This window comes from Pedobacter sp., assembly GCF_031119335.1.
In the GTDB taxonomy this organism is placed as follows: Bacteria; Bacteroidota; Bacteroidia; order Sphingobacteriales; family Sphingobacteriaceae; genus Pedobacter.
Map to the genome: position 1 here is coordinate 26127 of NZ_JAVHXT010000012.1, position 25438 is coordinate 51564.

The following is a 25438-nucleotide window of genomic DNA, read 5'->3' on the forward strand; positions in this document are numbered from 1 at the left end:
CAAATAGACATAAAAAATCAAAAACAAACTAAAAAAACAACCAAAAAGAGAATAAAACAAATAAAAAAAACAAAAACACTACAAAAAAATATATAAAAATTAATTTTTTAATAATAAAAACTAAAAATTACTAAAAAAATAACCCAAATTAACAAAACGTATATTTGTATACTCAAAATTTTTTCTAAATGCGATGGTAAATCCCGAAGTTAACTTGCTCAGTAAATCACTCCATAAATCACTAAGTGTGATAACAAGTTTATTGCCCAAGAGCATAGATGTAACTATGGCTAAAATTGTATTTTTTCATAATGCAAAGTTCTTTGTTATCGACAACGAACCAGCAAAACAATACCGTTTTAATCTAGCAGAAGAAACTATTAAGGAAGATATCAATAAAAAAGAGGTTGTTACATCCGAAAAATTCCCTTCAACAGAATTTAACGAAGAAATTAATTGCTACGCCAGCATCCCTCTAATTAATACAACAGGAAACTGCTTAGGCTCTCTAATTGTTTTCGACACCAAAACTTACAGCTTTTCAGATCAAGATATAGTTTTGCTTAAAGATTTTGCGCAAATCATCGCAAACACAATTGAAAAACACTTAGAAAATGAAAAAACACAACAAGTGCTCATCGATTTCCTACATAAAACTATCCACGACCTTAAAAACCCATTAACATCTATTTCTTTAACATCAGAATTATTAAAACGAAAAGCAGACGACCCAAAAACCGTAGCCAGCTTTTCGGAACGATTGGAAAAAGCTAGTCAAAAATTATTTACCAACCTAGAAAACCTAAAATCTGCATACCCCGTAGAAAACAGTGGCTTTAAGCTAAATATGGCAGAAGTTAATATGAATGATTTTTTAGTAGACATCCAGAAAAGCATCAGCACTGCGGATATTAAAATTGAAAACACCTTAACAACCCACATTTACGCCGAACATAACCGACTAAAAGAAGCAATAATTCAGCTAATCACACACATTTTGCTAAACAATCCAACTAGCCACGTCACCATAAAATCTTATAAAAAAAACGAGGAGGCCGTTATCGAAATCATCTGCGGACAAACAGACAACTCTAATAGCAGCTCAGCATTAACAATTGCCAAAACATTGATTGGCATGCACAAAGGAACGCTAACTATCACACCAGATAGCTATTTGGCCTCACTACCTTTAACAGTATTGTAAAGCTTAAAGGCAACCACAAAAGTACTTCCTTTATCACTGTTGGGCTCATACCAGATCTCTCCATCTTGCAACTCCGTAAATTCCTTACAAAGCAACAAGCCCAAGCCCACTCCTTTCTCATTGTTAGTACCGAACGTCGAAAGCGCTTTCAGCTTGAACAGGTTTTCTCTTTCCTCTGTACTAATACCTAAACCATTATCATTCACCCTTACGAAACAACGCTTATCATCATAGGTGAAAGATATGTGCACTCTACCACCTTCTGGCGTAAATTTAATTGCATTATTCACCAAATTACGAACTACAATTAAGAACATATTCAAATCTGCAGCAATTAGAATACCTTCTTCCAATTCAAGTGCTAGCTCGATATTTTTTCTTTCTGCGATATTGATTTCTAAGCTTAATCCCTTTCGCAACTCATACGCTACATCTACGGCAACAATATCAACTCTAGCGCCATCTAATTGCGATTTAGACCAGGCCAGAACATTCGCCAACATTTCTGCGGTATCTCTAGTAACGTGAAGTAAGCGTCGTTTAATCGTATCGTTTTCTTCTGGCGTGATATCCATTACGGCAAGTATCTCTAAATACCCCAGAATAGAACTCAGGGGCGAACGTATGTCATGTGCAACAATAGAAAATAGCTTTGCTTTTTCAGAATTAAGTTTTTCCAACTCTTTATTCTGCAGCATAATTTGATCGCTCTGCGCTTCAATCTCCTCCGTTTTTTGATTAACGGCCTCACGTTCCTTATCGTAATTATTCCTGATGAAACTTATGCTTAAACAAATTAGCAAAGCGGCTACAATATAAGTTACAGCAAAGTCTACTGTTTTAGCCAAATCACTAGTGTAAACGTTCGGTATAGCTTCTGGGTTAAGGTATTCGTAAGTTAAGACACCGAAAACAGTAATTAAATTGAGTGAAATCCATACCAACAATTCCTTTTTAGGCACTACCACTATGGTAATAAGAAGAATGAGGCAAAACAGCACCAAGTTAGGACCGTAAATTCCTGAATTAAAGAAATAATTGAGCAGAAACGTAAAATTGGCAACAATGCCCAAACTACGTATCGCTATTTTAGTACTGCGCTTGATACGTGATAGATAATACAGTACTGCAGAGAACAAACTCCCGAAGAAACAGATGGCTGCTACTTCTTTTAATCCGATATAGTAATTGAAGAAAATTTCGAGAAAAAGTGCTATAACGGCAATTACGCAAAACGTATTAAATATCCTCTCTTCGAGTGAAAATTTTCTAGGGTTACCAATAATATGGTTAGCACTGAGCCACGAGCGAAATTTTGCCACAGTTAATTTAGAATAATTTTAAACACAAACATAACCATATTACCGGAAAGATACGCAAACTTAGTTTAAAATTAAGCTAGGTTAAATACCTAAAATTAAACGTAAATCGTTATTTTTGCGGCTTTTATAATAAAACAATATGATTAAGAGACAACAAATTAAGGATTTATTAAAATCTACAGATTTTAACACTGAAGTAACGGTTATGGGATGGGTTAAAACCTTCCGTAATAATCAGTTTATTGCGTTAAACGATGGTTCTTGCATGGGCAATATCCAAGTAGTGGTTAATTTTAATAATACCGACGAAAATTTGTTGAAGAGAATTACTACTGGCGCAGCAATTAAAGCTACTGGAAATTTGATTGAGTCGCTAGGTAAAGGACAGAGCGTAGAGATTAAGGCTACAACAATAGAAATTTTAGGCGATAGCGACCCCGAAAAATTCCCTCTACAACCAAAAAAACACAGTTTGGAGTTTTTAAGAGAAATTGCGCATTTACGTTTTAGAACCAATACCTTTAATGCAGTTTTCAAAGTTCGTCATGCTTTGGCTTTTGCCATCCATCAGTTTTATAACGAAAGAGGATTTGTATATATGCACACGCCTGTAATTACGGCAAGTGATGCAGAAGGTGCGGGCGAAATGTTCAAAGTAACTACGCTAGATTTTGACAGCACCCCTCGCACAGCAGATGGAAGTGTTGATTATAAGGAAGATTTCTTTGGCCGTGCAACTAATTTAACTGTTTCTGGTCAGCTAGAAGGCGAGTTAGCAGCAATGGCTTTTGGACAGATTTACACGTTTGGCCCAACTTTCAGAGCAGAAAACTCGAATACTACTCGTCACTTGGCAGAGTTTTGGATGATTGAGCCAGAAGTTGCTTTTGCAGATTTGGAAAACAACATGGAGTTGGCAGAAGACATGATGAAATATGTAATCAACTATGCTAAAGAAAACTGCAAAGAGGAATTAGAATTCTTAAACAACCGTTTAGCCGAGGAAGAAAAGCAAAAGCCTCAAAACGAACGCAGTGAATTTTCATTATTGGAGAAATTAGATTTCTGTTTAGCGAACGATTTCCAACGTTTAACTTACACAGAAGCTATTGATATTTTAAAAGCATCGAAACCAAATCAGAAAAAACAGTTTAAATATCTGATTGATAGCTGGGGAGCTGATTTGCAAAGCGAACACGAACGTTATTTGGTAGAGAAACACTTTAAACGTCCAGTGATTTTAACGGATTACCCGAAAGATATCAAATCGTTTTACATGCGTTTAAATGATGATAACAAAACGGTTGCAGCTATGGATATCTTGTTCCCAGGTATTGGAGAGATGATTGGTGGTTCGCAACGTGAAGAACGTATGGATGTTCTAAAACAACGTATGGATGAAATGGGCGTTCCGCAAGAAGAACTTTGGTGGTATTTAGATACTCGCCGTTTTGGTTCTGCACCACACGCTGGTTTCGGTTTAGGTTTCGAGCGCTTGGTACTTTTCGTAACTGGCATGACCAACATTCGCGATGTGATTGCTTTCCCTCGTTTCCCTAAGAGTGCAGAGTTTTAACCCCTAAATCCTCCCGAATACTCGGGACAAGCTATAAAGGGGACTTTTTAAAAACCTTATAAAAAGTAAAGCCACTTAAATTTTAAGTGGCTTTGTTGTTATCGACGGTCGTCATTTCGAACGAAACGCAGTGTAATTGAGAAATCTTTAAGTTTAACTTACATTATTTGTTGTTGGTGATAACACCAACAACAGACAAATTTCAACACGCCATTCCCCTCTTTTAGAGGGGTGCCCATAGGGCGGGGTGTTTTTAACAACTTATCAAAGTAGCTTTTTTCTTTTCAATATTTAGCTGATGTTGACCTTTAGCGTAGCGAAAAGCTACGTGGTAAAATAAAATACAGACTTACGAAGTTTTAAAAACTTCGTAAGTCTAAAATATTTGTCGGTTACTACACTTCAAGTTTTTACAAGTAAGTTCCTTACAATTCTTTCCCTTTTGGGGAGAGATCCCGATTTATCGGGAGAGAGGGGCTTTACTCATGATAAGGATTAGCAGTCTGATAATCTACCTCCGTAACTTTATAATCAGTAGGCAAGAAACTTGCAGAGGTACTTAAAGTCATACCGAGTTCAAAACGAGAAGGATAAGGTGTTTGCAATAACGAACCTTCTGGAAGATATGGGTACGTTTCTCGGTAATTCTGTATCACATTTGGGCTAACCCTTCTGTTGATGTAAGCTCGGGTTAACTGACTAAACTCCCTAAGTCCGGCAGCACCCAATAGTTCTACGGCACTTGCCACTGTTTGGTTATGGAAGTTTTTCACCCGCACTTTCTTATCCTCAACCACTAAACCTTTCATTAAGCTTTGGTCTTGTGTTGCCACACCCGTTGGGCAAGTATTGCTATTACACTCCAACGCTTGAATACAACCCAAGGCGAACATCATTCCTCTGGCAGCACTACACATATCCGCCCCTAAGGCAATATTTTTAACGATATCAAAACCAGTTGAAACTTTACCAGAAGCGATAATTTTAATATGTTTTTTCAAATCGAAACCCACTAAAACATCGTGAACAAATGCCACGCCATCTCTTAACGGCATACCCACCGAATTAGAAAACTCTTGTGGTGCAGCACCTGTACCACCTTCTCCCCCATCTACGGTAATAAAATCGGGATAAATTTTAGTCTCTATCATCGCTTTGCAGATGGCAAAAAACTCACTTTTACGACCGATACACAATTTAAATCCTACTGGTTTTCCGCCAGATAAATCTCTCAACTGCTTTACGAAATTCATCAATTCTATTGGTGTAGAAAAAGCTGAGTGAGCTGGCGGCGATAAAACGTCTTTACCTTCTGGCACCAAACGAATACGAGCAACCTCTGGTGTTACTTTTTTGCCTGGCAACATACCTCCGTGCCCAGGCTTAGCCCCTTGCGATAGCTTAATTTCTATCATCTTTACTTGGTCGGTTTTCGCACGCTCGCCAAAGGCTTCTCCGTTAAAAGTTCCGTCCATATTTCTACAACCGAAGTAACCAGTACCAATTTGCCAAATCAAATCGCCGCCAAGTTGACGGTGATAATCGCTAATTCCACCTTCGCCAGTATTATGAGCAAACTCGCCTAGTTTAGCACCACCATTTAGCGCTAACACCGCATTCTGACTTAAAGAACCAAAACTCATTGCAGAGATGTTGTACACACTTGAAGAATAAGGCTGCTTACAATCTGGGCCACCCACCATAATTCTAGGTTTCAAATTTAAATCGTGGTGACTGATGGCCATAATGCTATGACTTAACCACTCGTAACCATTTTCGTAAACATTTAACTGCGTACCAAAAGGAATGGTATCTAGTTCTTTTTTAGCACGTTGATAGATTAAAGAACGATTTAACCTATTATAAGGAGTTCCATTGGTATCACTTTCTACGAAATACTGGTAAACTTTCGGCCTCATGTGCTCCATGAAATAGCGCAAACGACCAACAACCGGATAATTACGCACAATGCTTCGCTTAGGCTGAACCATATCGTAAATCCCCAACAATACTACTGGGCCAGTAAATAAAAATGTCCACCATAAAAATGGATGGTAAAGTCCTAACATTACCGTAAATGCAACCAAAAAAGCTGCAATTGCCACAAATGCTTTTCTCATCTCAGTTAATTAATGTTCTTTTACCACCTTAGACATTTTAGAACATTCAAGCCTTTGTTTTGAGTAAGGCTAAAATGCTCTCAAGTATCTTAGGTGGTTAATTTAATGTTCGTTTTTGCTAAAGTAGCAATATAAACCCCGATACCGAAACAAGTACCACATCATTTTGTTATTTTTACACATGCTTATCAGAATTTATCCAGAAAACCCAAACCCTAAGGCCATAGAACAGGCCGTTGAAGTACTGAAAAAAGGTGGAATTATTATTTATCCCACCGATACGGTATATGGTTTGGGTTGCGACATCACCAATCATAAGGCTATAGAAAAAATCTGTAAAATAAGAGGCATCAAGCCTGAAAAAGCTAATTTTTCATTTATTTGCTCTGATTTGAGGCATATTTCTGATTATATCAAACCTATAGACACTACTGTTTTCAGGGTATTGAAAAAAGCTTTGCCCGGTCCGTTTACTTTTATTTTTAATGCGAATAACAATGTACCAAAGTTGTTAAGCTCCAACAAAAAAACAGTAGGTATTCGTGTGCCTGATAATAACATTGCCCGTCAAATTGTAGAAGCTTTAGGCAACCCAATTATTTCTACTTCCATTAAAGATGATGACGAAGTGATTGAATACTCTACCGACCCAGAATTAATCCACGAAAAATACGAAGACTTGGTTGATTTGGTAATTGATGGCGGCTACGGCGATAACGAAGCTTCTACCGTTATTGATTGCACAAATGGTGATTTTGAAGTTATCCGTGAAGGAAAAGGAGATATAGAAGAGTACTTATAGCAGCTTATTCCGTAAATTAGCGGAATGAACAAAAGCAATACTTCTGTTTTTAAAAACTTCTTTAACTCTGAAAAAACTGGCGGCATTATATTGCTGTTTTGTGTGTCAATTTCACTCATTATCGCAAATTCTGATATTGCCATACATTTTGAACATTTACTTAAGACCTCGATTGGTTTCAATTTAGCTAACGCCTCATTAAACTACTCAATTTCTGTCTGGGTTAACGACGGTTTAATGGCCATTTTCTTCCTTTTGGTTGGTCTAGAAATTAAACGAGAATTAATAGGCGGAGAACTTTCTAGCGTACAAAAAGCAAGTTTACCAGTATTGGCTGCACTAGGCGGGATGTTGGTTCCAGCAGGGATTTATTTTGTCATTAATAACGGTACTGAAACCGCTGGTGGATGGGGCATTCCGATGGCTACGGATATTGCCTTTGCTTTGGCAATTATCGCCATGTTGGGTAAAAATGTACCATCATCCTTAAAAATATTCTTAGCTGCTTTGGCTATAGCCGATGATTTAGGAGCAATTTTAGTGATTGCTATTTTCTATACCGAACAAATTCATTGGCAAGAACTGTATATTGCCGCAGCCATTGTAGCAGTACTTTTTGCGCTGAATTATTTTAAACTTAAATCACTTTGGCTCTATCTCATACCGGGCATTTTTCTTTGGTATTTCATGCATCACTCGGGTATTCATGCAACCATAGCTGGTGTTTTATTGGCATTTACCATCCCGATTGGAAAAGAAATCGCTAATTCTCCTTTAGAAAAATTGGAGCATGCTTTAACTAAACCTGTTAACTTTTTAATAATGCCAATTTTCGCCTTAGCAAACACCAATATTACTTTTGAAAAAGGAATGATTAATGGTCTAACATCTCCATTAGGCTTGGGAATTATCTTAGGTTTATTTGCGGGAAAAACCATTGGCGTGAGTTTGTTTTCTTTCATCGCAGTAAAACTGAAACTGGCTAAACTACCTACAGCAGCTAATTGGAAACATGTAATTGGAGTTGGCATGTTAGCAGGTATCGGTTTTACCATGTCAATTTTTATTTCGATGTTGTCTTTTTCTAATCCTCAACACATTATTACCGCAAAATTTGCTATTCTTTGTACATCTATATTTTCTGGCGCAGTAGGTTTTGTTTTCTTGAAATCCTTAAGAAAACTTGGTAACCACATAGACACATAGTACTTATAATAATATCTACCTCTTGTGCATTTGTGAGATTTAGCCACAGATACACAAATGAAATACAGATTTAAAACAAACAAAAACTAAACTTTTGAATAAAAACCTTTTATTGAGCGACAATATTTCGCTTCAATTTCATTCAAAACCAAAAAAATCTGTGCATCTGTGGCTAAATGCACAACAGATATATCTATATGGTTTAATTATCATCGGAATTGCATAACTCTTAAAATATGGCTAACACTATCATCGAAACCGAACTCTTTTACATTAGACCTTTAGTGGCTAAAGATGTTTCAGGAATATTCGAGTTGGACAGTAATCCAAAAGTGCATACTTATTTAGGTAATAGTCCTATTAAAACTTTGGCAGAAGCCGAAAATGTAATTCGATTAATTCAAAAGCAATATGATGATTTAGGCATTGGCCGATGGGCGATTATCGAGAAAAGCACAGGAAATTTTGTAGGATGGACTGGGTTTAAATACATCGTTGAACCAATAAACGGCCATGTAAATTATTACGATTTAGGATATAGATTAATAGAGCGATATTGGGGGAAAGGCATTGCTACAGAAACTGCAAAAGCTTGTTTGAAATATGCTTTCGAGGAATTAGTTTTAAATGAAGTTTACGGTATTTGTGATGTAGATAATGTTGGTTCTAGGAATATCCTGCAAAAATGTGGATTGAAATTAATTGAAACTTTTGATTATGACGGCACCCTACATTATTGGTTTGAGATTAAAAAAGAAGACTGGAAAAACATATAATAGGCCAAACTAAATAATACTTTGTCATTCCGAGGCACGAGGAATTTATTTAACTAGATTTTTCGCTGCGCTCAGAATGACGGGGAGCATACAGATAAGGTAAAATTACCTAAACTGCTTCATAAAACTCTTAATACTTCCTTCTAAGTTGTCTTTATCAATATTCTTCACAAAAGCACTACCGATAATTGCACCACTTGCATATTCATTTGCAGCATCGAAAGTTTCTTTGTTAGAAATACCGAAACCTATTACAAACGGGTTTTTCAATTTCATATCCGCTATACGTTTAAAATAAGCTGTAGCACTTTCAGAAACTGATAAATTACCTCCAGTTGTTGCTGCCGATGATACCAAATAAATAAAGGCATTACTCAATCCATCAATTTTACGGATACGTTCTTCTGAAGTTTGCGGCGTTACCAAGAAGATATTGCTTAAACCGTACTTTTCAAAAGTAGTTTGGTACATTTCTTCATATTCGTACATCGGTAAATCTGGAATAATGCAACCATCTACCCCTACTTCTTGGCATTTTTGGCAAAAAGCCTCTACGTCATACTGCAGCACTACATTTACGTAGCCCATCAATAAAATTGGAATACTTACTTTTTGACGCAAATCTTTCAGTTGCTCAAATAAAATTGGCAAGGTCATCCCGTTGTCTAAAGCTTCCTTGCTGCTCGCTTGTATCACTGGTCCATCAGCTACAGGGTCTGAATACGGAAAACCTATTTCCAAGAAATCAGCTCCCGACTGCTCCAAAGTTTCAGCAATCTTTAAAGTATCGTTTAAACTTGGATAACCTGCTGTATAATAGATAGAAAGTAAGCCTTTCTGTTGTTTTTCAAATAATTGTTGAAGTCTGTTCATTGTGCGTATTGCGTTGGGCGTTTAGCGTTAGGCGTACTGTTCTAATCGCCAAACGCTAAACGCTTATCTCTTCACTATAAATTAAAATATTTCATATAAGTTTCCATGTCTTTATCCCCCCTACCCGAAAGACAAACCACGACATTTTCTCCACCTTTAAATTCCATTTTTTCTAGGTAGGCCAAAGCATGCGCACTTTCAATTGCAGGAATAATCCCTTCGTACTGCGTTAACAGCAAACCTGCCTGCAAAGCTTCATCATCTGTAATTGAAGCGTACAATCCTCTACCGGTTTTAAACAAATGTGCATGTTGTGGGCCAATTCCAGGGTAATCTAATCCAGCTGAAACTGAATGCGGTTCTACCACCTGACCATCTTCAGTTTGCATTAAGATACTTCTACTGCCGTGCAACACACCTTCTTTACCTAGCGTAGTTGTTGCAGCAGAAAATCCACTGCTAACGCCTTTACCTGCTGCTTCAATCGCAACTAATTTCACACTTTCATCATCAATAAAATGATAGAACATACCCATTGCATTGCTACCACCGCCCACACAAGCTAACACGTAATCTGCTAGTTCGCTGCCCGTTTGTTCTTTCAGTTGCTTTTTGGTTTCAAAAGAAATTATAGACTGAAATTGTGCTACCATATCAGGATAAGGATGCGGACCAACCACCGAACCGATGATGTAATGCGTATCTACCGGATTAGCAATCCAATCTCTCATGGCCTCGTTAGTAGCATCCTTTAAAGTTTTACTACCCGAGGTTGCGGGAACCACCTTTGCTCCTAACATTTTCATCCTAGCTACATTTGGTGCCTGACGCTTAATATCAACCTCACCCATGTAAACCACACATTCCAAACCACGTAAAGCACAAACAGTTGCAGTTGCCACACCATGCTGCCCAGCACCAGTTTCGGCGATGATACGTTTTTTGCCTAGTTTCTCTGCTAATAAAATCTGGCCAATGGTATTATTAATTTTGTGTGCTCCGGTATGATTTAAATCTTCTCTCTTAAGGAAGATATTTGCTCCGTATTTTTCAGACAATCTCTTTGCCAAATACAATGGGGACGGGCGACCAACATAATCTTTCAACAACGCTTTAAACTCTTGCTGAAATTGCTCGTCATCGATTACTGTTTGATATTTCTGACGCAGTTCTTCTACGTTTGGATATAGCATTTCGGGGATGTACGCACCGCCAAAATCACCATAATAACCTCTTTCGTCTACAAAATAATTCATTTTTTTTATGCTTACCGTCATTTCGAGTGAGCGTAGTGACGAGACCGCGTAGCAGCTACTCAGTAAAATCTAGCTATTTGTTAGATATCTCCTCGTTCCTCGTCGATATGACGAAATTGTTTAATTCAATTCTTTAAAAAACTCTTTCAATTTATCTACATCTTTCAAACCCGGCTCCATTTCAAACTTGCTATTGATATCAACTGCGTACAATCTTTCATCGTTTATGGATTTTATCTGTTCAGCATGGTTTAAATCTATTCCTCCACTCAAAAAGTAAGGTTTGGATAATTTGTAATTCTCAAGTAATGTCCAATCGAAAACTTTGCCTGAACCACCGTGTGCAGGCGTTTGTGTATCGAACAAAAAATAATCTACTGCTGGTTCATAAGCTGCTAAAATGCTAAAATCAAAATCTGGATGAACGCCAAAAGCTTTGATTACTTCCACTCCTGTGTGCTTCATCGCTTTGCAAAAATCAACGTTTTCATTCCCGTGTAATTGCACTGCTTTTAAATAATGCTTTTGCACTAAAGCTTTCACCGTTTCCAAATCCTCATTTACAAAAACACCCACCGTTTTAATTTCTTGCGGTACGTATTTAATCAATTCTGCAGAAACTTCACTAATGTATCTTGGCGATTTTTCATAAAAAATGAAACCCAAATAATCGGGACGTAACTCTGCTACGGCAGCGATATTGGCTGCATATTTCATTCCGCAAACTTTAATTTTTTGTTTCATTTTATTTTTCTTGCCGTCATTGCGAGGTACGAAGCAATCTTTTTATCGCTTTAAGATTGCTTCGTACCTCGCAATGACGAGTTAGGCGCCTACCAAACTCTTAAAACTACCCAATGCCTTTTTACTCAACAACGAATTTTCTGCTTCATAATAGCAATCTGCAAAGCTAGCATCCGATTTTATAGTTTGGATAGCCAAAGCTGCGTTACACAACACCACATTATTTTGCGCATCGGTAGCATTACCATTTAACACATCCATAAATATTTTAGCAGATGATTCAACCGTATCCCCACCTTGAATTTGATTTTCTTGCAATTGCTCAAAACCCAAATCGGCAACTTTTACCAAAGCCTCCCCTCTTTTGCTAAAGGTTTTAAAATCGCAGGTTAGCGAAACCTCATCAAAACCATCTACTGCATGAACTATGCTATAATTTTTATCTGTTTGTTGATACAGATAAGCATAAATACGAGCTAATTCTAAGCTAAACACACCTACCATTTGGTTCTTCGGCTTTGCCGGATTACACATTGGGCCTAACATATTAAAGAAAGTTTTCACTCCCAATTCTCTGCGGATTGGTGCTACGGTTTTCATCGCTGGGTTAAACAAAGGAGCATGTAAGAAACAAATACCAGCTCTGTCTAAACTACGCTTCAATTCACTTTCATTGTTAGTAAAAGTATAGCCCAAATATTCCATCACGTTGCTAGAACCACAGCCCGATGAAACACCATAGTTACCATGTTTAGCTACTTGATGTCCGGCACCTGCAACCACAAAAGAAGCTAAAGTAGAAATATTGAAAGTATCTTTACCATCGCCACCCGTGCCACAAAGGTCTATCAGCTCAAAATCTGAAAAATCTACTTTTAAAGCTAATTCCAACATCGCATCGCGGAAACCTTGTAGCTCTTCTACGGTAATATTTCGCATTCCGTAAGCCGTAATAAAGGCAGCAATTTGCGAATGGTTAAACTCTCCCAAAGCTATAGAAGTCAATATTTTTTGCGCTTCAGCTCTGCTAAAAGTTTTATTCTCGAATAAATGGTTAAGTATCTGCTTCATGGTTGTTAAACAAAAAAGGTTGCCTCATCAGCAACCTTTTAAAATATTCTTATAAAAAAATAAACGTACAAAAGGTTACATCACGCTATTGCGTTATGCCACCACCAAATTGTATTTACGTTTACCTGTCTCATTCTGTTAGCAAATATGTAATTGTTTTTTTGCAAATGCAACAGCGATTTAATTTTTTATGCAATCTTTTTTAAAAAACCTTTCATAGTAAAAGAAAATATAGTGCCTTGTCCTACTTCACTGCTCACTTCCATCTCACCTTCGTTGGCTGCAACAAACTCCCTACAGATAATTAATCCTAGGCTGGTACCCTCTTCAGATTTAGTTCCTTTGGTCCCCATTGCAGACAATTCAAACAGTTTTTTTATACGAGCTTGACTAATCCCCACACCGTTATCTCTCACTTCAAATTTTATTTTATTTCTATCTACAGCCTCTGCCTTCAAACTCACTTCACCATTACTATTAGTGAATTTAATAGCATTTGCAGTTAAATTTCTGATCACAAAATCAAAGTGATCGGCATCTGCCTGGAGCATAATATCACCGGGAATATCCACATTAATTGCTATGTTTTTTTGTGCAGCGGCTTCCTGGAACAAAGCTAAATTCCTTAATATATTAGGCAGAGGGTCAAATTCCGAGATATTTAAACGCACTCCTTTAATCTGCATTTGGCCCCACTTTAACAACTTATCTAAAATTTCTAAACTACTATCGCAATGCAGCATTAGCTTATTCACCATTTGATGTTGCGTTTTCTCATCAAGTTCCTTATCATTAATCAGCCTCAAAATACTGATAGTAGATACCAGGGGCGAACGTATATCATGCGCAATAATAGAAAAGAATTTATCTTTAATCTCATTGCTTTCTTCGAGCTCCAGGTTAGCTTTTTTAAGTAATTTATTAAGATGTTTAGACCTAAAATAATAAACCAAGGTAATTACTAGCACCATAAAAATTGCTATCGCTACAAAAAGAACAATGTTGTAAAAAATCTGCTGTTCTCTATTTTTCAGTGTTAGTTCGTTAAGTTGAGCCTTCGACTTCTCTAGCTCATAAGCACTTTCTAAACTCGATACCTGCTTCATCATATCGGTATAGAATACCTTCTCGGCAAGTTCACTGCGCTTCTCTATATAAAAAAGCGCTTTTGCCAAGTTTCCTTTGGTTTTATAAAGATCTCCTATCTTATCCAAAGCCGTAATCTGCTGACGGTACATTTTATGTTTTTCAGCAATTTTTAATGATTGCAGAAGGAAAAATAATGCGCTATCTGGCTGTTGTTTTGCGTAAACCTCAGAAAGTTCTACCAAAGTAGTTTGTTCTCGCAGTACATTTTTTATTTCTCTTGTAAAACTTAATGCTTGCCTATAAACTTTTATGGCATCCTTGGTTTTACCTTGCATAAAATAGGTGGTAGCTAATTGCCTAAGCAAGCTTATTTTAAGACCGTTGAACTCAACTCTATTACTTTTTGAAAGCCCATTATTGACATAAGAAATCGCCTTCTCATACTCTCCCAACTTTGTATATACGTAGCCAAAATTGATGTACATATTCAAAGAAAGATTAGACAATGGAATTTGTCTATCAATCTCTTCAGCAATTCGAAGGTTGCTCAAGGCATTTTGATATTCACCTAAACTGTAGTAGGCTTCGGCAAAAACTACCCTACCTTCTAACATTCCCAATTTGTGATTATTTTTTTCGCTGATATTTAGTGCCTCCATGAAATAAGCTAGGGCTTTGTCATAATTACCCTTGCGTTTTTCTACTACTCCCAATCTAACTATAGTTGCCGCCAAGCCAACATCATCACCTTTTTCTCGGTAAATAGCTTCTGCCTGCAAATATTTTTCCCTCGACTCTCGGTACCTCGTTGCATTATCGTCAATCATTCCGTGTTGATTTAGCAATGCTGCTTTCCCTAAATCATCACCTTGTTGTTCTGCTATTTTCAGACCTTGTTTTACAAAAATTAAGGCGGAATCAGGATTTAGATAACGGTAATATTTGATGATACGGATATAATCGTCACTGTTTTTTGGTGTTTTAGGTAGTTGCTGAGCAAAAACATTAACACATAGAAAGATATTTAGGATTACTCCCAGCAATACAAAAGCGAGCGTTTTGTATAAGTATTGCTTCATTACTTAATTAGTGGATTTTTCTCCTTCGTGAAGAGTTCGAAAACCTTTTTATCTGCAAATTTTGGGAATAACTTATTTACCCAAACAGCTAACTTCCCTTGTCGGGTCATAATCAAGGTTCTTTTACGCTGTTCAATGCCGTCGCAAATTCTTACTGCAACCTCTTCGGCGCTCATCATCTTTCCCTCTTCCATACTCGTTTCGCCATGCGCCTGCCCATCTTGAGATAATGCCGCAACGCGGATATTAGAAGTGGTAAAGCCCGGACAAGCTACCATTACATGAACGCCAGTTTTTAATAGTTCGGTGCGTAAACACTCCATAAAACCATTCATAGCAAATTTAGAAGAAGAATAACCTGTTCTTCCCGGCAAGCCCCTATAACCAGCAATAGACGAAACCGCGACTACGCTACCCTCGGTTTTAAGGATTTCTGGCAAAGCATGTTTGGTGCAATAAACCGTTCCCCAAAAGTTTACATCCATCAGGTTTTTAAGCACTGTCAAATCTACATCCTTAAACAAAGCCCGCATAGATAATCCTGCATTGTTAATTAAAACATCTATCTTGCCAAAAGTAAGTGTTGCTTGGTCAATCAGGGCTTTGCAATCTTCTTCCTTTGTTACATCAGCTTGAATAGCCAATGCCTTAACTTTATACTTCTTTTGTAATTCTGCGGTAATTTCACATAGCGTAACGTACTGACGAGCACCTAATACCAAATCAGCTCCTCTTTTAGCCATTTCTTCTGCTAAAGCTCTACCAATTCCAGATGATGCCCCTGTAATTACAACAATTTTATTCTTCAAGCTCATAATTTCAGTTTCCTTTTTGTTTTTCAATTCAGATGCTTCTTTCGGTAAATTAAGATAGCTATTTTAACATAGATGGTTCGTAAGGTACTCTTGTTACGATAGAACGTCCCAAAGTAATTTCATCAGCATATTCCAACTCGCCACCAAAAGCAATGCCTCTGGCTATGGTAGTAATGGGAATATTAAACTCTTTCAGTTTTTTGTGGAGATAAAACAACGTAGTATCCCCTTCCATATTGGCACTCAAAGCTAAAATAATCTCACGCACTTCGGTTGTTCTTACACGTTCTACCAAAGTTTCTATATTCAAATCTGATGGACCAACGCCATCCATAGGAGAAATTAAGCCACCTAACACATGATAAACGCCAAAATACTGGTTCGTATTTTCTATCGCCATCACATCTCTTGTATCTTCTACCACACAAATCACATCTTTTTCCCTTTTAACGGCAGCACAAATACTACAGGTTTCAAAATCAGAAATATTATGGCAAACCACGCAATTTTTGATTTCATTTTTCAGTTTTATTAAAGTATTTCCAAAGTTAGCCACCTCGGCCTGCTCTTTATTTAAAAGATGTAAAACCAAACGCAAAGCCGTTTTTTGTCCAATACCAGGCAACTTACCAAACTCGCTTACTGCATCTTCGAGCAACTTTGAAGAAAAATTCATGATGCAAATTTATTAGTTATTTGCCACAGATGCACAGATTATTTATCTCTGATAGATATATTTTACAAAATAATTTTACCCTACGTAAGCTGTATATTAACTACTAATTATCAACTCCATTTATTTTTACTAACTTTTGCTGATTTTAAAAACCAAGTTGCAAGTTTTAGCAAGTTTTTGCTACTTTTAGCAACAAATCAAATTATATATGAGTTCTACACTATTGTTATGTTTTTTAATAGGCTACTTCGGCCTCTTAATTACAATCGCATTTGCGACATCAAAAAATTCATCAGATAACTCTACATTCTTCTTAGCCAACAAGAATTCTAAGTGGTACTTGGTAGCTTTCGGGATGATCGGTACTGCACTATCTGGGGTAACTTTTATTTCTGTACCTGGTGAAGTTGGTGCTCCTGCAGGAAATCAGTTCCAGTATTTCCAGTTCGTGCTAGGAAATGCTGTAGGCTTTATCATTATCGCAACAGTGCTTCTGCCTTTATACTATAGAATGAACCTGACATCTATCTATAGTTACATAGAACAACGTTTAGGGCACTACAGCTACAAAACCGCTGCTTCTATCTTTTTGCTAAGCCGTACTTTAGGCTCGGCAGCGAGATTATATCTAGTAGTACTTGTATTACAAAGATTTATATTCGATTCTTACGGCGTTCCTTTCTGGGCAACGGTGTTAATATCTTTAGGTTTAATATGGTCTTACACCTTTAAAGGTGGCTTAAAAACCATCATCATTACCGATACCCTACAAACTTTCTTCTTGGTACTATCTGTATTTTTAACCATTTACTTCGTAACAGACAGTTTAAACCTAACTATCGGACAAGCATTTGAAACCATCAAGAATAGCAGTTATTCAAAAGTTTTCTTCTACGAAGATTTTATTTCTAGCAAGTTCCACTTCTCTAAGCAATTCATAGGTGGTATTTTCGTAACCATTGCCATGACAGGTTTAGACCAAGATTTAATGCAGAAGAACTTGAGTATGAAAACCATTGGAGAAGCACAAAAAAACATGTTTACCTTTACCGGTATCTTCGTAGTGCTTAACATCTTTTTCTTAAGTGTTGGTGCGCTACTTTATATTTTTGCTGCAAAAAATGGTATCGATATTCCTCAAGACCTAGTGACAGGAAAACCAAGAACCGATCTTTTATTTCCTACAATAGCGCTAAACCACTTGGCAACTATACCAGCCGCTGTTTTTATGTTGGGTTTAACCGCAGCTACGTTTGCTACAACAGATAGTGCTTTAACCGCATTAACGACATCATTCTGTGTAGATTTTTTAGGAATGGGCAAAAAAGAAAACGCAGATAAACCAGGAGCCATTAGAAAAAGACACATGGTACACTTAGGTTTTTCACTACTATTGTTCATTGTAATTTTATTTATTAATGCTTTAAACAGCGCCTCTGTAGTGAGCTTAATTTTCCTAATTGCATCTTACACTTATGGGCCATTACTAGGACTTTACTCATTTGGCTTGTTTGTAAAATCACGTGGTTTACACGATAAATTAGTGCCAATTGTTTGTATCATTTCACCATTTTTATGCTATCTATTCGCTACAAATGCACAAAAACTACTTGGCGGATATGTTTTTAGCGTAGAGCTAATTTTAATAAATGGATTCATTACTTTTATGGGCTTAATGCTGATCAGCAATAAAACAGATCAGCAAACTAGATTTTAACCATAATATTAGTCTATGAACAGTGAAGAGAAGATAAGAAGTGCATTTGCCAACAAAGATTGGCAAGAAATTAAAGTAACAGATAGCTGGCAGATTTTTAAAATCATGGCCGAGTTTGTGGATGGATTTGAGAAACTTTCGAAAATTGGTCCTTGTGTAAGTATTTTCGGTTCGGCCAGAACGGCAGAAACCAATCCATATTACCAATTAGCTGTACAATGCGGTCAGTTGCTAACCGAACGCGGCTACGGTGTAATTACAGGTGGCGGCCCGGGTATTATGGAGGCTGGTAATAAGGGAGCGCATTTAAACGGAGGTAAATCTGTAGGTTTAAATATCGATTTGCCTTTTGAGCAGTTCCACAATAAATACATAGAACCTAGTCGTTTGCTCACTTTCGATTATTTCTTTGTACGTAAAGTAATGTTTATGAAATACTCGCAAGGTTTTATTGTATTACCGGGCGGTATGGGTACAATGGACGAGCTTTTCGAAGCATTGACTTTAATCCAAACCGGCAAAATTGCCCGTTTCCCAATTGTATTGGTAGGTACCGATTATTGGGGCGGCTTGGTAGACTGGATCAAAAACACGATGTTAGAGAAAGAGCATAACATTCATGCCGAAGATTTGAACTTATTTAGGTTGGTAGATACCGCCGAGGAGGCTGCAGAGCACATCTTTAGGTTCTACGATAAATATGTACTAAAACCGAACTTCTAATACAATACCCAACTCAATTAACGTGGAGTGTAAGTTTTTGCTTACGCTCCTTTTTTGTTTTTAGAAGCGTAGGTTTAGTATAGCTATTTTCGGTAGTCCGGCTTTACACTCTAATCTTTTTGTCAGCTTTCTCTTTATACGAACGCATCTGCTTAAACCAACACAAGCGCTACTATTTTCGATTTCTCAACAAAAAGTATTTCCGTTTCAATCCGGGCTATTTAACATTATTCGACACTAAACACTTAATTTTTTTTCCCTCAATACGCAGAAATAATATAACGCACTTATCACGCCGCCCTGTCATCCAGAGCGCAGCGAAGGATCTAATAAATAAACATCCCAATAACGTTATGATTAGCAGATCCCTCGACTCGGGATGACAGGAAGCATAACCCAGCTGATTACCTTAATCAATTCGAGTAAGCATTTGCAGGAAAAGTAGCGAAGTTTGTTGCACAGCAAGTGCCACCTAAACCCGGTTGCAGTGGATCCCGATTTTTCATCGGGAGTAACGAAAAACGAGACTTTCGGAAGATAGTAGCAAACAATAGGCTTTTCTGAATTTTTAACAAACAACATCAATTTGAGTACGTTCTGTAATATCAAAGTCAACTAACGCTTACTATAAAATTTTAAATGTAACGAATAGGGTTTCAATTTATCTAAAAAGAAAAACTATCATGGAAAAAGTAGTAACATGGACCAAAGGCATTTTTGATAGTTCTTATCAGATTTTTTGCAATGGACAGATTTGCGGCAACCTTATTTTCGAAACGTGGAATAATCACGCTTTTGGAATCATGTCGCAAAAGAACTACCATTTCAGATGTAAAGGTTTTTCAAGCATTGTAAGTACCATTTACGGCGATAACCAGGAGGAATTAGGCCATATTACTTTCCACATGTGGCAGTTTAGGGCTGTGATTAACCTTAAAGGACAAGCGCCGCTATCCTGGAATTACAGCAATAGTTGGTTAAGCAGCTGGAATTTGACCAACTACCAAGACACTCAATTGAATTTCAAGGCTTCATCTGGCACTGGAATGATTATAGGCAACAATTTAGATAACGAACTGGCTTTACTTGCGGGACTATATGTAAAGGAATTCTTTTCTCGTATACTGGTGACCTTTATAGTATTTGTTGCCATCATGGTGGCATTGCGTGGTGTTTAAATCTGAGTCACACCTCCACTAACCACTAACTTCATAGCATCGGCAGCACTCATGTTCAAAGGTTTTATTTTTTCCTTTTTCACAATATAGATTTGGCCTGCAAACGAGTATGAGAAGGGGAAATAAACGATCGCTTCGCCCGGTAAATCTAGCTTGCTCAAATCATTTTGCGTTAAAAAACCAATGCGCTTCATATCTCCTTCGGTTTCTACTAGCACCGGGTGGTTAAATTTCTTTTCATCGCCAACAAAAGCTTCTGTTAAGTCTTTAATAGAGGTATAAATAAAATTGAACAACGGTAATTTGTTGAGCCAACGCCTAAACCAATTGTACATTGGTTCCGTTACGAAATAAGTTACAAAAATGCCTGCCAACAAGATAATAGCCAATACCAACACCAAACCTAAACCTGGAATGTTACGACTGGCACCTGTATTTGGATCTACCCCTAAAATATTGTTGATGTTTAACCAACTGTCTACCGTACTTACTGCCCAAACCACAATAAAAATACTTAGGGCAATGGGCATTACAATTAGCAAACCTTTAATTAAATAATTTAACAGCGCTTTTCCAATCTTATTCATACCACAAAATTAACTTTAATTTGGGAATAAAGACTAAAGGAGAAAGACTAAAGGGAGAAAGACTAAAGGATAAAGACCAAAGCTGAAAGATTTAGACTTAATAAGTTAATACTAATGATGTTATTCGTAATAATAAACCCGCTTTACACGTTGTGAAACGTTGGTTAAAATCTCGTAAGGGATGGTATTAATTTCCGCCGCTAAATCGACTATGCTAGGATTTTGACCGAAAACAATAACTTCATCCCCTACCTCAACTTCTATATCTGTTACATCTAACATACACATATCCATACAAATTGAACCCACCGTTGGAGCTAATTTTCCGTTAATCAACATTTTGCCTATCCCGTTACCGAATGCCCTGCTGTAACCATCGGCGTAACCAATTTTTACCGTCGCTATTTTACCACCATCTGGCAAACTACCTTTACGACCGTAGCCTACAGTTTCCTTTGCAGCAAGCGTTTTAATTTGTGATACGGTTGTTTTTAGCGCAGCTACGGTTTGCAACCCTTCGTTATGAGGCAGCGCAGCATCAAAACCATAAAGTCCTATGCCAATACGCACCATATCAAAATGGTATTTTTGCCAACGTGTAATGCCTGATGTATTTAAAACATGCTTTAGTGGCTCATACCCCAACGCGTCCGTTAGCTTCTTGTACATTTCTGAAAAGATAGCTACTTGGGTTTCTGTAAAATCATCGTGTTGCTCATCGTCTGCAGCCACAAGGTGTGTAAAAACAGAAACCACTTTTAACTGCTGATGAACGGAAAGCAAAGATGTTAGCTCACTTATTTGCTCAAGCTCAAATCCCAATCTGTGCATTCCAGTGTCTAACTTCAAATGGATAGGAAAATCAAGAGCATCGGTGGGAAGAAAGTGCAGCAAGCTCTGCAAAACCTCCAAACTGTAGATTTCTGGTTCCAATTTGTATCTCAACATGGCATCAAATGCAGAGGGTTCTGGACTCATCACCATAATAGGCAACGTAATACCAGCTTTGCGCAGAGCGATGCCTTCATCGGCATAAGCCACTGCCAGATAATCCACTTTGTGGTATTGTAGCAGATTAGCGATTTCGAAACTTCCACTACCATAAGAAAAGGCTTTCACCATCGCCATCGTTTTTACTCCAGCTGCCAATTTCGATTTATAGAACTGCAGATTAGACAACAAGGAATTAAGGTTAACTTCTAATACGGTGTCATGTACTTTCTGCTCTAAACGTTTGATAATTCGTTCAAAGCCAAATCTACGTGCCCCTTTAACTAAAATAGTTTCGTTATTAAAGTTCAGTTGAGCTACATGAGATAAGAAATCTTCCGTATCTTCAAAAAAAAATTTTTCTAAGTTAAAAAGATGAGCATGAGCTGAAATGTTCTCGCCAACCCCAATTAAGCGATGTATTTTTTTCTGCTTTAGCAAAAGCGAAATTTCCTTATATAATTCTGCTGCCGTTTTACCTGTTTCTTGCAAATCAGACAACACTAAAGTTCGCTTGGGATGTTGGTTTTGCTGATTAAGAAAATCTAAAGCAATGCCTAGAGAGGAAATGTCGGCACTATAACTGTCATCTATCAACGAGCAGTGATCAATAGCATTTAATAGCTGTAAGCGCATCCCTACCCTAAGTAAACGCGACAATCGTGAAGCAACTTCATCTACCTTGTAACCCATCGACAATAAAGTTGCCCAACAGATAACTATATTTTCAACGGCAGCCGCATCGCTGAAAGGTACGGTAACACTAGTGCCTTCATCTTTATAAATTGCTTTGATTTCGGCAGTAGTCCCTTTAAATTGTACATCAACGATTTGTAAATCGGCTTTACCGATGAAACTCCATGTAAAATGCTTTTTGCCAGGCAGTGGCACCTCTGCTACAATGTGCTCGGGAGCATAGATAAACGTATCAACTTCGCTGAAAAGCTTGAGTTTCTCTTTCAGTTTTGCTGCTTTATTTTCAAAACCTTCGTCATGCGCTTCTCTTATATTGGTCAACACTCCAATAGTAGGCTGGATAATTTTTGCCAATTTTTCCATTTCATTCGGTGCAGAAACCCCTGCTTCGAAAATGCCTAAGTTATGATGTTCATTTATTTGCCAAATGGAAAGCGGAACGCCTATTTGAGAATTGTAACTCTTGGGGCTGCGTACCACATGGTAATCTGTAGAAAGCAACTGATACAACCATTCTTTAACAATAGTTTTGCCGTTGCTACCTGTAATCCCTATCACATCTAAACGATGTATTTTTCTATGATGGGAAGCAAGCTTCTGCAGAGCTAAAAGCACATCATCTACTTTAATCCAATTTGCTTCTGGGTAGTTTTCAATATCCATTTCATTAGAAAACACAAAGTTTCTAATGCCATTTTGATAAGCGCTGCTGATAAATTGATGCCCATCGCGTTGTGCTTTAATTGCAAAAAACAAGGCATGGGGACTATCGCTCAATGTACGGCTATCGGTCACTAAACTTTTCACTGCTGCCGTTCTATCGTGGAAATAGCCTTCTCCTCCAACAATTTCAGCAATTTGTTCAACAGTGTAGTTAGTAGCTTTCGACATGACAATGATGGCTTAATGATATTTTTTTACGAATTTCAGCAAATATTTATGAACTGTAGTGAATAATCTATAACATTCAACAAATATAAACACAATAAACCAAGCTAGCGCCGAGATCATTAGTAATCGCTTAAGTATAATCAACGGATGACTATCGAGAAAGAAAAGAAATATAATTACGATAAAAAGACAGCCTTACAAAAGGCAGCGAATTGGTGTGCTTATCAGGAAAGATCGCAGCAAGAAGTAAGGGACAAACTGTACGAATGGCAAATGAAGCCTACAGAAATAGAAGAGATTATTTCTACGCTCATCTCGGAGAATTTCCTTAATGAAGAGAGATTTGCATTGGCTTATGTATCTGGCAAATTTAAAATTAAAAAGTGGGGCAAGATCAAAATTAAGCAGGGCTTGAAACTAAAAAGAGTTCCTGAGCCTATTATAAAAAAAGCACTGAGTAGCATTGATGGTGATGAGTATTTCGAGACATTAAAAGCTTTATTCGAAAAAAAGCAACAGGTAGAAAAGGAAAAGAATGCCATTAAACGGCAATTCAAGCTGGTAAATTATCTTTATAGCAAAGGCTATGAAAAAGATTTAATTTTTATTTTACTGAAACCATCATGATTTTTTTTGTGGAAACACGGCTTAATTATGAAATCATGATAGCTTCATTTCCATTGAATAAAAATTATAAATATGAAAAACAAGGACTTAGATTAAGATGTTAAATTTTTATTAAATATTTCTTGACAGAAATATAAATGTGCGTATATTTGCATCACCAAAACGAAAGGGAATTATTTAAAAGCCCAGCAGTTTTAAAGATATCGGATGATATCAACAATGCGAAAGTAGCTCAGTTGGTAGAGCACGACCTTGCCAAGGTCGGGGTCGCGAGTTCGAATCTCGTCTTTCGCTCTAGATGCCTTCCTACCAGGAGGCATTTAATTTTAAAAAGCATTTATTGCTTGCTGAAGTGGTGGAACTGGTAGACACGCAGGACTTAAAATCCTGTGCCCTCAACAGGCGTGCGGGTTCGATTCCCGCCTTCAGTACAAAAAAATCCCTTAGTTACAAAACTGAGGGATTTTTTTATGCTGTAAAATGTAAGAATTTTCAGTGATTCAAAACAACAAGAATTGATATTCGAATCACTGAATTTTATCCAATTAACTAAACGACACTACTGTTTGTCTAGAAACGCCTAAACCATCTGCTCCTAGCTCTACTACATCACCAGCTTTTAAATAAACTGGCGGTTTATAACCTAAACCAACACCAGCTGGAGTTCCTGTAGAAATTACATCTCCGGGTAACAAAGTCATGAATTTAGATACGTAAGCGATCAGCTCCGGTACTGAAAAAATCAAGTTTTTCGTATTGCCATCCTGGTGCATTTCTCCATTTACCGACAGCCATAGAGCTACGTTAGAAATATCAGGCATTTCATCTCTAGTTACCAAATACGGGCCCATTGGCGCAAAAGTATCACATCCTTTTCCCTTATCCCAAGTACCACCTCTTTCTAATTGGAATTCACGCTCTGAAACATCGTTGATAAGCACATAACCTGCTACATGTTCCAATGCGTTGGCCTCCTCTATATATCTAGCAGTTTTACCAATTACCACACCAAATTCCACTTCCCAATCGGTTTTCTCAGAATCTTTTGGCAACATGATATTGTCAAACGGGCCAACAACAGAAGTAGTTGATTTGAAGAAAATAATAGGTTCTTTAGGAATAGCAGCTCCTGTTTCATTGGCATGATCCAAGTAGTTTAAGCCAATGCACACAATTTTAGAGGGACGGGCAATTGGAGCGCCTAGCCTACTATCTGCAGAAATTTCTTTCAACTGATTTTTATTCTCGTTGATGTATTTAGTTAAACGTTCAATTCCGTTATTCTCAAAAAATTGCTCATTATAATCTTCTCCAAAAGCCGAAAGGTCATAATATTTAGCATCAATTTGGACACCAATTTTTTCTTGTCCCAAATTTCCGTGACGAATTAATTTCATGTGTTATGTTTCTATTAAAAGCT

General features: G+C 37.3%; 21 protein-coding genes and 2 tRNA genes. 11 read left to right on the top strand and 12 right to left on the bottom strand.

Annotation, left to right across the window (positions count from 1 at the left end; translation table 11 throughout):
* Positions 1-286 precede the first annotated feature (286 nt).
* Positions 287-1204 (top strand): GAF domain-containing sensor histidine kinase, encoded by a 918-nt coding sequence (locus tag REI64_RS13200; protein ID WP_308850605.1) that lies wholly within the window; start codon positions 287-289, stop codon positions 1202-1204.
* On the opposite strand, the gene REI64_RS13205 is transcribed toward REI64_RS13200, so the two are convergent.
* The gene (locus REI64_RS13205) at positions 1171-2526 is read right to left on the bottom strand and encodes a HAMP domain-containing sensor histidine kinase (RefSeq protein ID WP_308850606.1); all 1356 of its coding nucleotides are present in this window, start codon (positions 2524-2526) and stop codon (positions 1171-1173) included. The genes REI64_RS13200 and REI64_RS13205 overlap by 34 nt on opposite strands.
* Positions 2527-2665: 139 nt before the next feature.
* Here REI64_RS13205 and asnS point away from each other — a divergent pair, with 139 nt between their 5' ends.
* Positions 2666-4102: an asparagine--tRNA ligase gene (gene asnS / locus REI64_RS13210; RefSeq protein WP_308850607.1), complete on the top strand. Its 1437-nt coding sequence runs from the start codon at positions 2666-2668 to the stop codon at positions 4100-4102.
* A gap of 479 nt (positions 4103-4581) precedes the next feature.
* Here the strand turns inward: asnS and REI64_RS13215 are convergent, their stop codons facing one another.
* A complete protein-coding gene (locus tag REI64_RS13215; RefSeq protein WP_308850608.1) occupies positions 4582-6222 on the bottom strand; it encodes an FMN-binding glutamate synthase family protein in 1641 nt (546 codons plus the stop codon).
* A 181-nt stretch (positions 6223-6403) separates the two neighbouring features.
* On the opposite strand from REI64_RS13215, the gene REI64_RS13220 reads away from it, so the two are divergent.
* The 3 genes from REI64_RS13220 to REI64_RS13230 all read left to right on the top strand — a co-directional run bounded on the left by REI64_RS13220 (position 6404) and on the right by REI64_RS13230 (position 9006).
* Positions 6404-7024: an L-threonylcarbamoyladenylate synthase gene (locus tag REI64_RS13220; protein WP_308850609.1), complete on the top strand. Its 621-nt coding sequence runs from the start codon at positions 6404-6406 to the stop codon at positions 7022-7024.
* A gap of 24 nt (positions 7025-7048) precedes the next feature.
* Positions 7049-8230, top strand: coding sequence for a Na+/H+ antiporter NhaA (gene nhaA / locus REI64_RS13225; protein ID WP_308850610.1), 1182 nt, complete (start codon positions 7049-7051; stop codon positions 8228-8230).
* A 236-nt stretch (positions 8231-8466) separates the two neighbouring features.
* Complete coding sequence (locus REI64_RS13230; protein ID WP_308850611.1) at positions 8467-9006, top strand: GNAT family N-acetyltransferase; 540 nt, start codon at positions 8467-8469, stop codon at positions 9004-9006.
* A 105-nt stretch (positions 9007-9111) separates the two neighbouring features.
* On the opposite strand, the gene trpA is transcribed toward REI64_RS13230, so the two are convergent.
* The 7 genes from trpA to recR form a co-directional block, all read right to left on the bottom strand.
* Complete coding sequence (trpA, locus tag REI64_RS13235) at positions 9112-9879, bottom strand: tryptophan synthase subunit alpha (RefSeq protein WP_308850612.1); 768 nt, start codon at positions 9877-9879, stop codon at positions 9112-9114.
* Positions 9880-9953: 74 nt separating this feature from the next.
* Positions 9954-11135: a tryptophan synthase subunit beta gene (trpB, locus tag REI64_RS13240; RefSeq protein WP_308850613.1), complete on the bottom strand. Its 1182-nt coding sequence runs from the start codon at positions 11133-11135 to the stop codon at positions 9954-9956.
* Positions 11136-11255: 120 nt separating this feature from the next.
* Complete coding sequence (locus REI64_RS13245) at positions 11256-11879, bottom strand: phosphoribosylanthranilate isomerase (RefSeq protein WP_308850614.1); 624 nt, start codon at positions 11877-11879, stop codon at positions 11256-11258.
* 81 nt (positions 11880-11960) lie between these two features.
* On the bottom strand, positions 11961-12950 hold the full coding sequence (gene trpD, locus REI64_RS13250; RefSeq protein ID WP_308850615.1) for an anthranilate phosphoribosyltransferase: 990 nt from the start codon (positions 12948-12950) through the stop codon (positions 11961-11963).
* A gap of 188 nt (positions 12951-13138) precedes the next feature.
* Positions 13139-15118: a tetratricopeptide repeat-containing sensor histidine kinase gene (locus REI64_RS13255; RefSeq protein ID WP_308850616.1), complete on the bottom strand. Its 1980-nt coding sequence runs from the start codon at positions 15116-15118 to the stop codon at positions 13139-13141.
* On the bottom strand, positions 15118-15933 hold the full coding sequence (locus REI64_RS13260) for an SDR family oxidoreductase (protein ID WP_308850717.1): 816 nt from the start codon (positions 15931-15933) through the stop codon (positions 15118-15120). The genes REI64_RS13255 and REI64_RS13260 overlap by 1 nt, the downstream gene beginning before the upstream one ends.
* 58 nt (positions 15934-15991) lie before the next feature.
* Entirely contained in the window at positions 15992-16609 is a 618-nt protein-coding gene (gene recR / locus REI64_RS13265; protein ID WP_308850617.1) for a recombination mediator RecR, read from the bottom strand.
* A gap of 208 nt (positions 16610-16817) precedes the next feature.
* On the opposite strand from recR, the gene REI64_RS13270 reads away from it, so the two are divergent.
* The 3 genes from REI64_RS13270 to REI64_RS13280 all read left to right on the top strand — a co-directional run bounded on the left by REI64_RS13270 (position 16818) and on the right by REI64_RS13280 (position 20227).
* Positions 16818-18326: a sodium:solute symporter gene (locus REI64_RS13270; protein WP_308850618.1), complete on the top strand. Its 1509-nt coding sequence runs from the start codon at positions 16818-16820 to the stop codon at positions 18324-18326.
* 15 nt (positions 18327-18341) lie between these two features.
* On the top strand, positions 18342-19049 hold the full coding sequence (locus REI64_RS13275) for a TIGR00730 family Rossman fold protein (RefSeq protein WP_308850619.1): 708 nt from the start codon (positions 18342-18344) through the stop codon (positions 19047-19049).
* Positions 19050-19732: 683 nt separating this feature from the next.
* Positions 19733-20227: a hypothetical protein gene (locus REI64_RS13280; protein ID WP_308850620.1), complete on the top strand. Its 495-nt coding sequence runs from the start codon at positions 19733-19735 to the stop codon at positions 20225-20227.
* Here the strand turns inward: REI64_RS13280 and REI64_RS13285 are convergent.
* Together REI64_RS13285 and REI64_RS13290 are read right to left on the bottom strand one after the other, a co-directional pair.
* Entirely contained in the window at positions 20224-20814 is a 591-nt protein-coding gene (locus REI64_RS13285; RefSeq protein ID WP_308850621.1) for a DUF502 domain-containing protein, read from the bottom strand. The two genes, REI64_RS13280 and REI64_RS13285, sit on opposite strands and share 4 nt — an antisense overlap.
* Positions 20815-20934: 120 nt before the next feature.
* On the bottom strand, positions 20935-23391 hold the full coding sequence (locus REI64_RS13290; protein WP_308850622.1) for a bifunctional UDP-N-acetylmuramoyl-tripeptide:D-alanyl-D-alanine ligase/alanine racemase: 2457 nt from the start codon (positions 23389-23391) through the stop codon (positions 20935-20937).
* A 147-nt stretch (positions 23392-23538) separates the two neighbouring features.
* Here REI64_RS13290 and REI64_RS13295 point away from each other — a divergent pair, with 147 nt between their 5' ends.
* The 3 genes from REI64_RS13295 (at position 23539) to REI64_RS13305 (ending at position 24449) form a co-directional block, all read left to right on the top strand.
* Positions 23539-24018, top strand: a complete 480-nt coding sequence (locus REI64_RS13295; RefSeq protein ID WP_308850623.1) for a RecX family transcriptional regulator — start codon at positions 23539-23541, stop codon at positions 24016-24018.
* Between the two features lie 221 nt (positions 24019-24239).
* A tRNA-Gly gene (locus tag REI64_RS13300) sits at positions 24240-24312 on the top strand.
* A gap of 52 nt (positions 24313-24364) precedes the next feature.
* Positions 24365-24449: transfer RNA gene (locus tag REI64_RS13305), tRNA-Leu, on the top strand.
* Positions 24450-24563: 114 nt separating this feature from the next.
* On the opposite strand, the gene REI64_RS13310 is transcribed toward REI64_RS13305, so the two are convergent.
* Positions 24564-25415 (bottom strand): fumarylacetoacetate hydrolase family protein, encoded by an 852-nt coding sequence (locus tag REI64_RS13310; RefSeq protein WP_308850624.1) that lies wholly within the window; start codon positions 25413-25415, stop codon positions 24564-24566.
* Positions 25416-25438 lie beyond the last annotated feature (23 nt).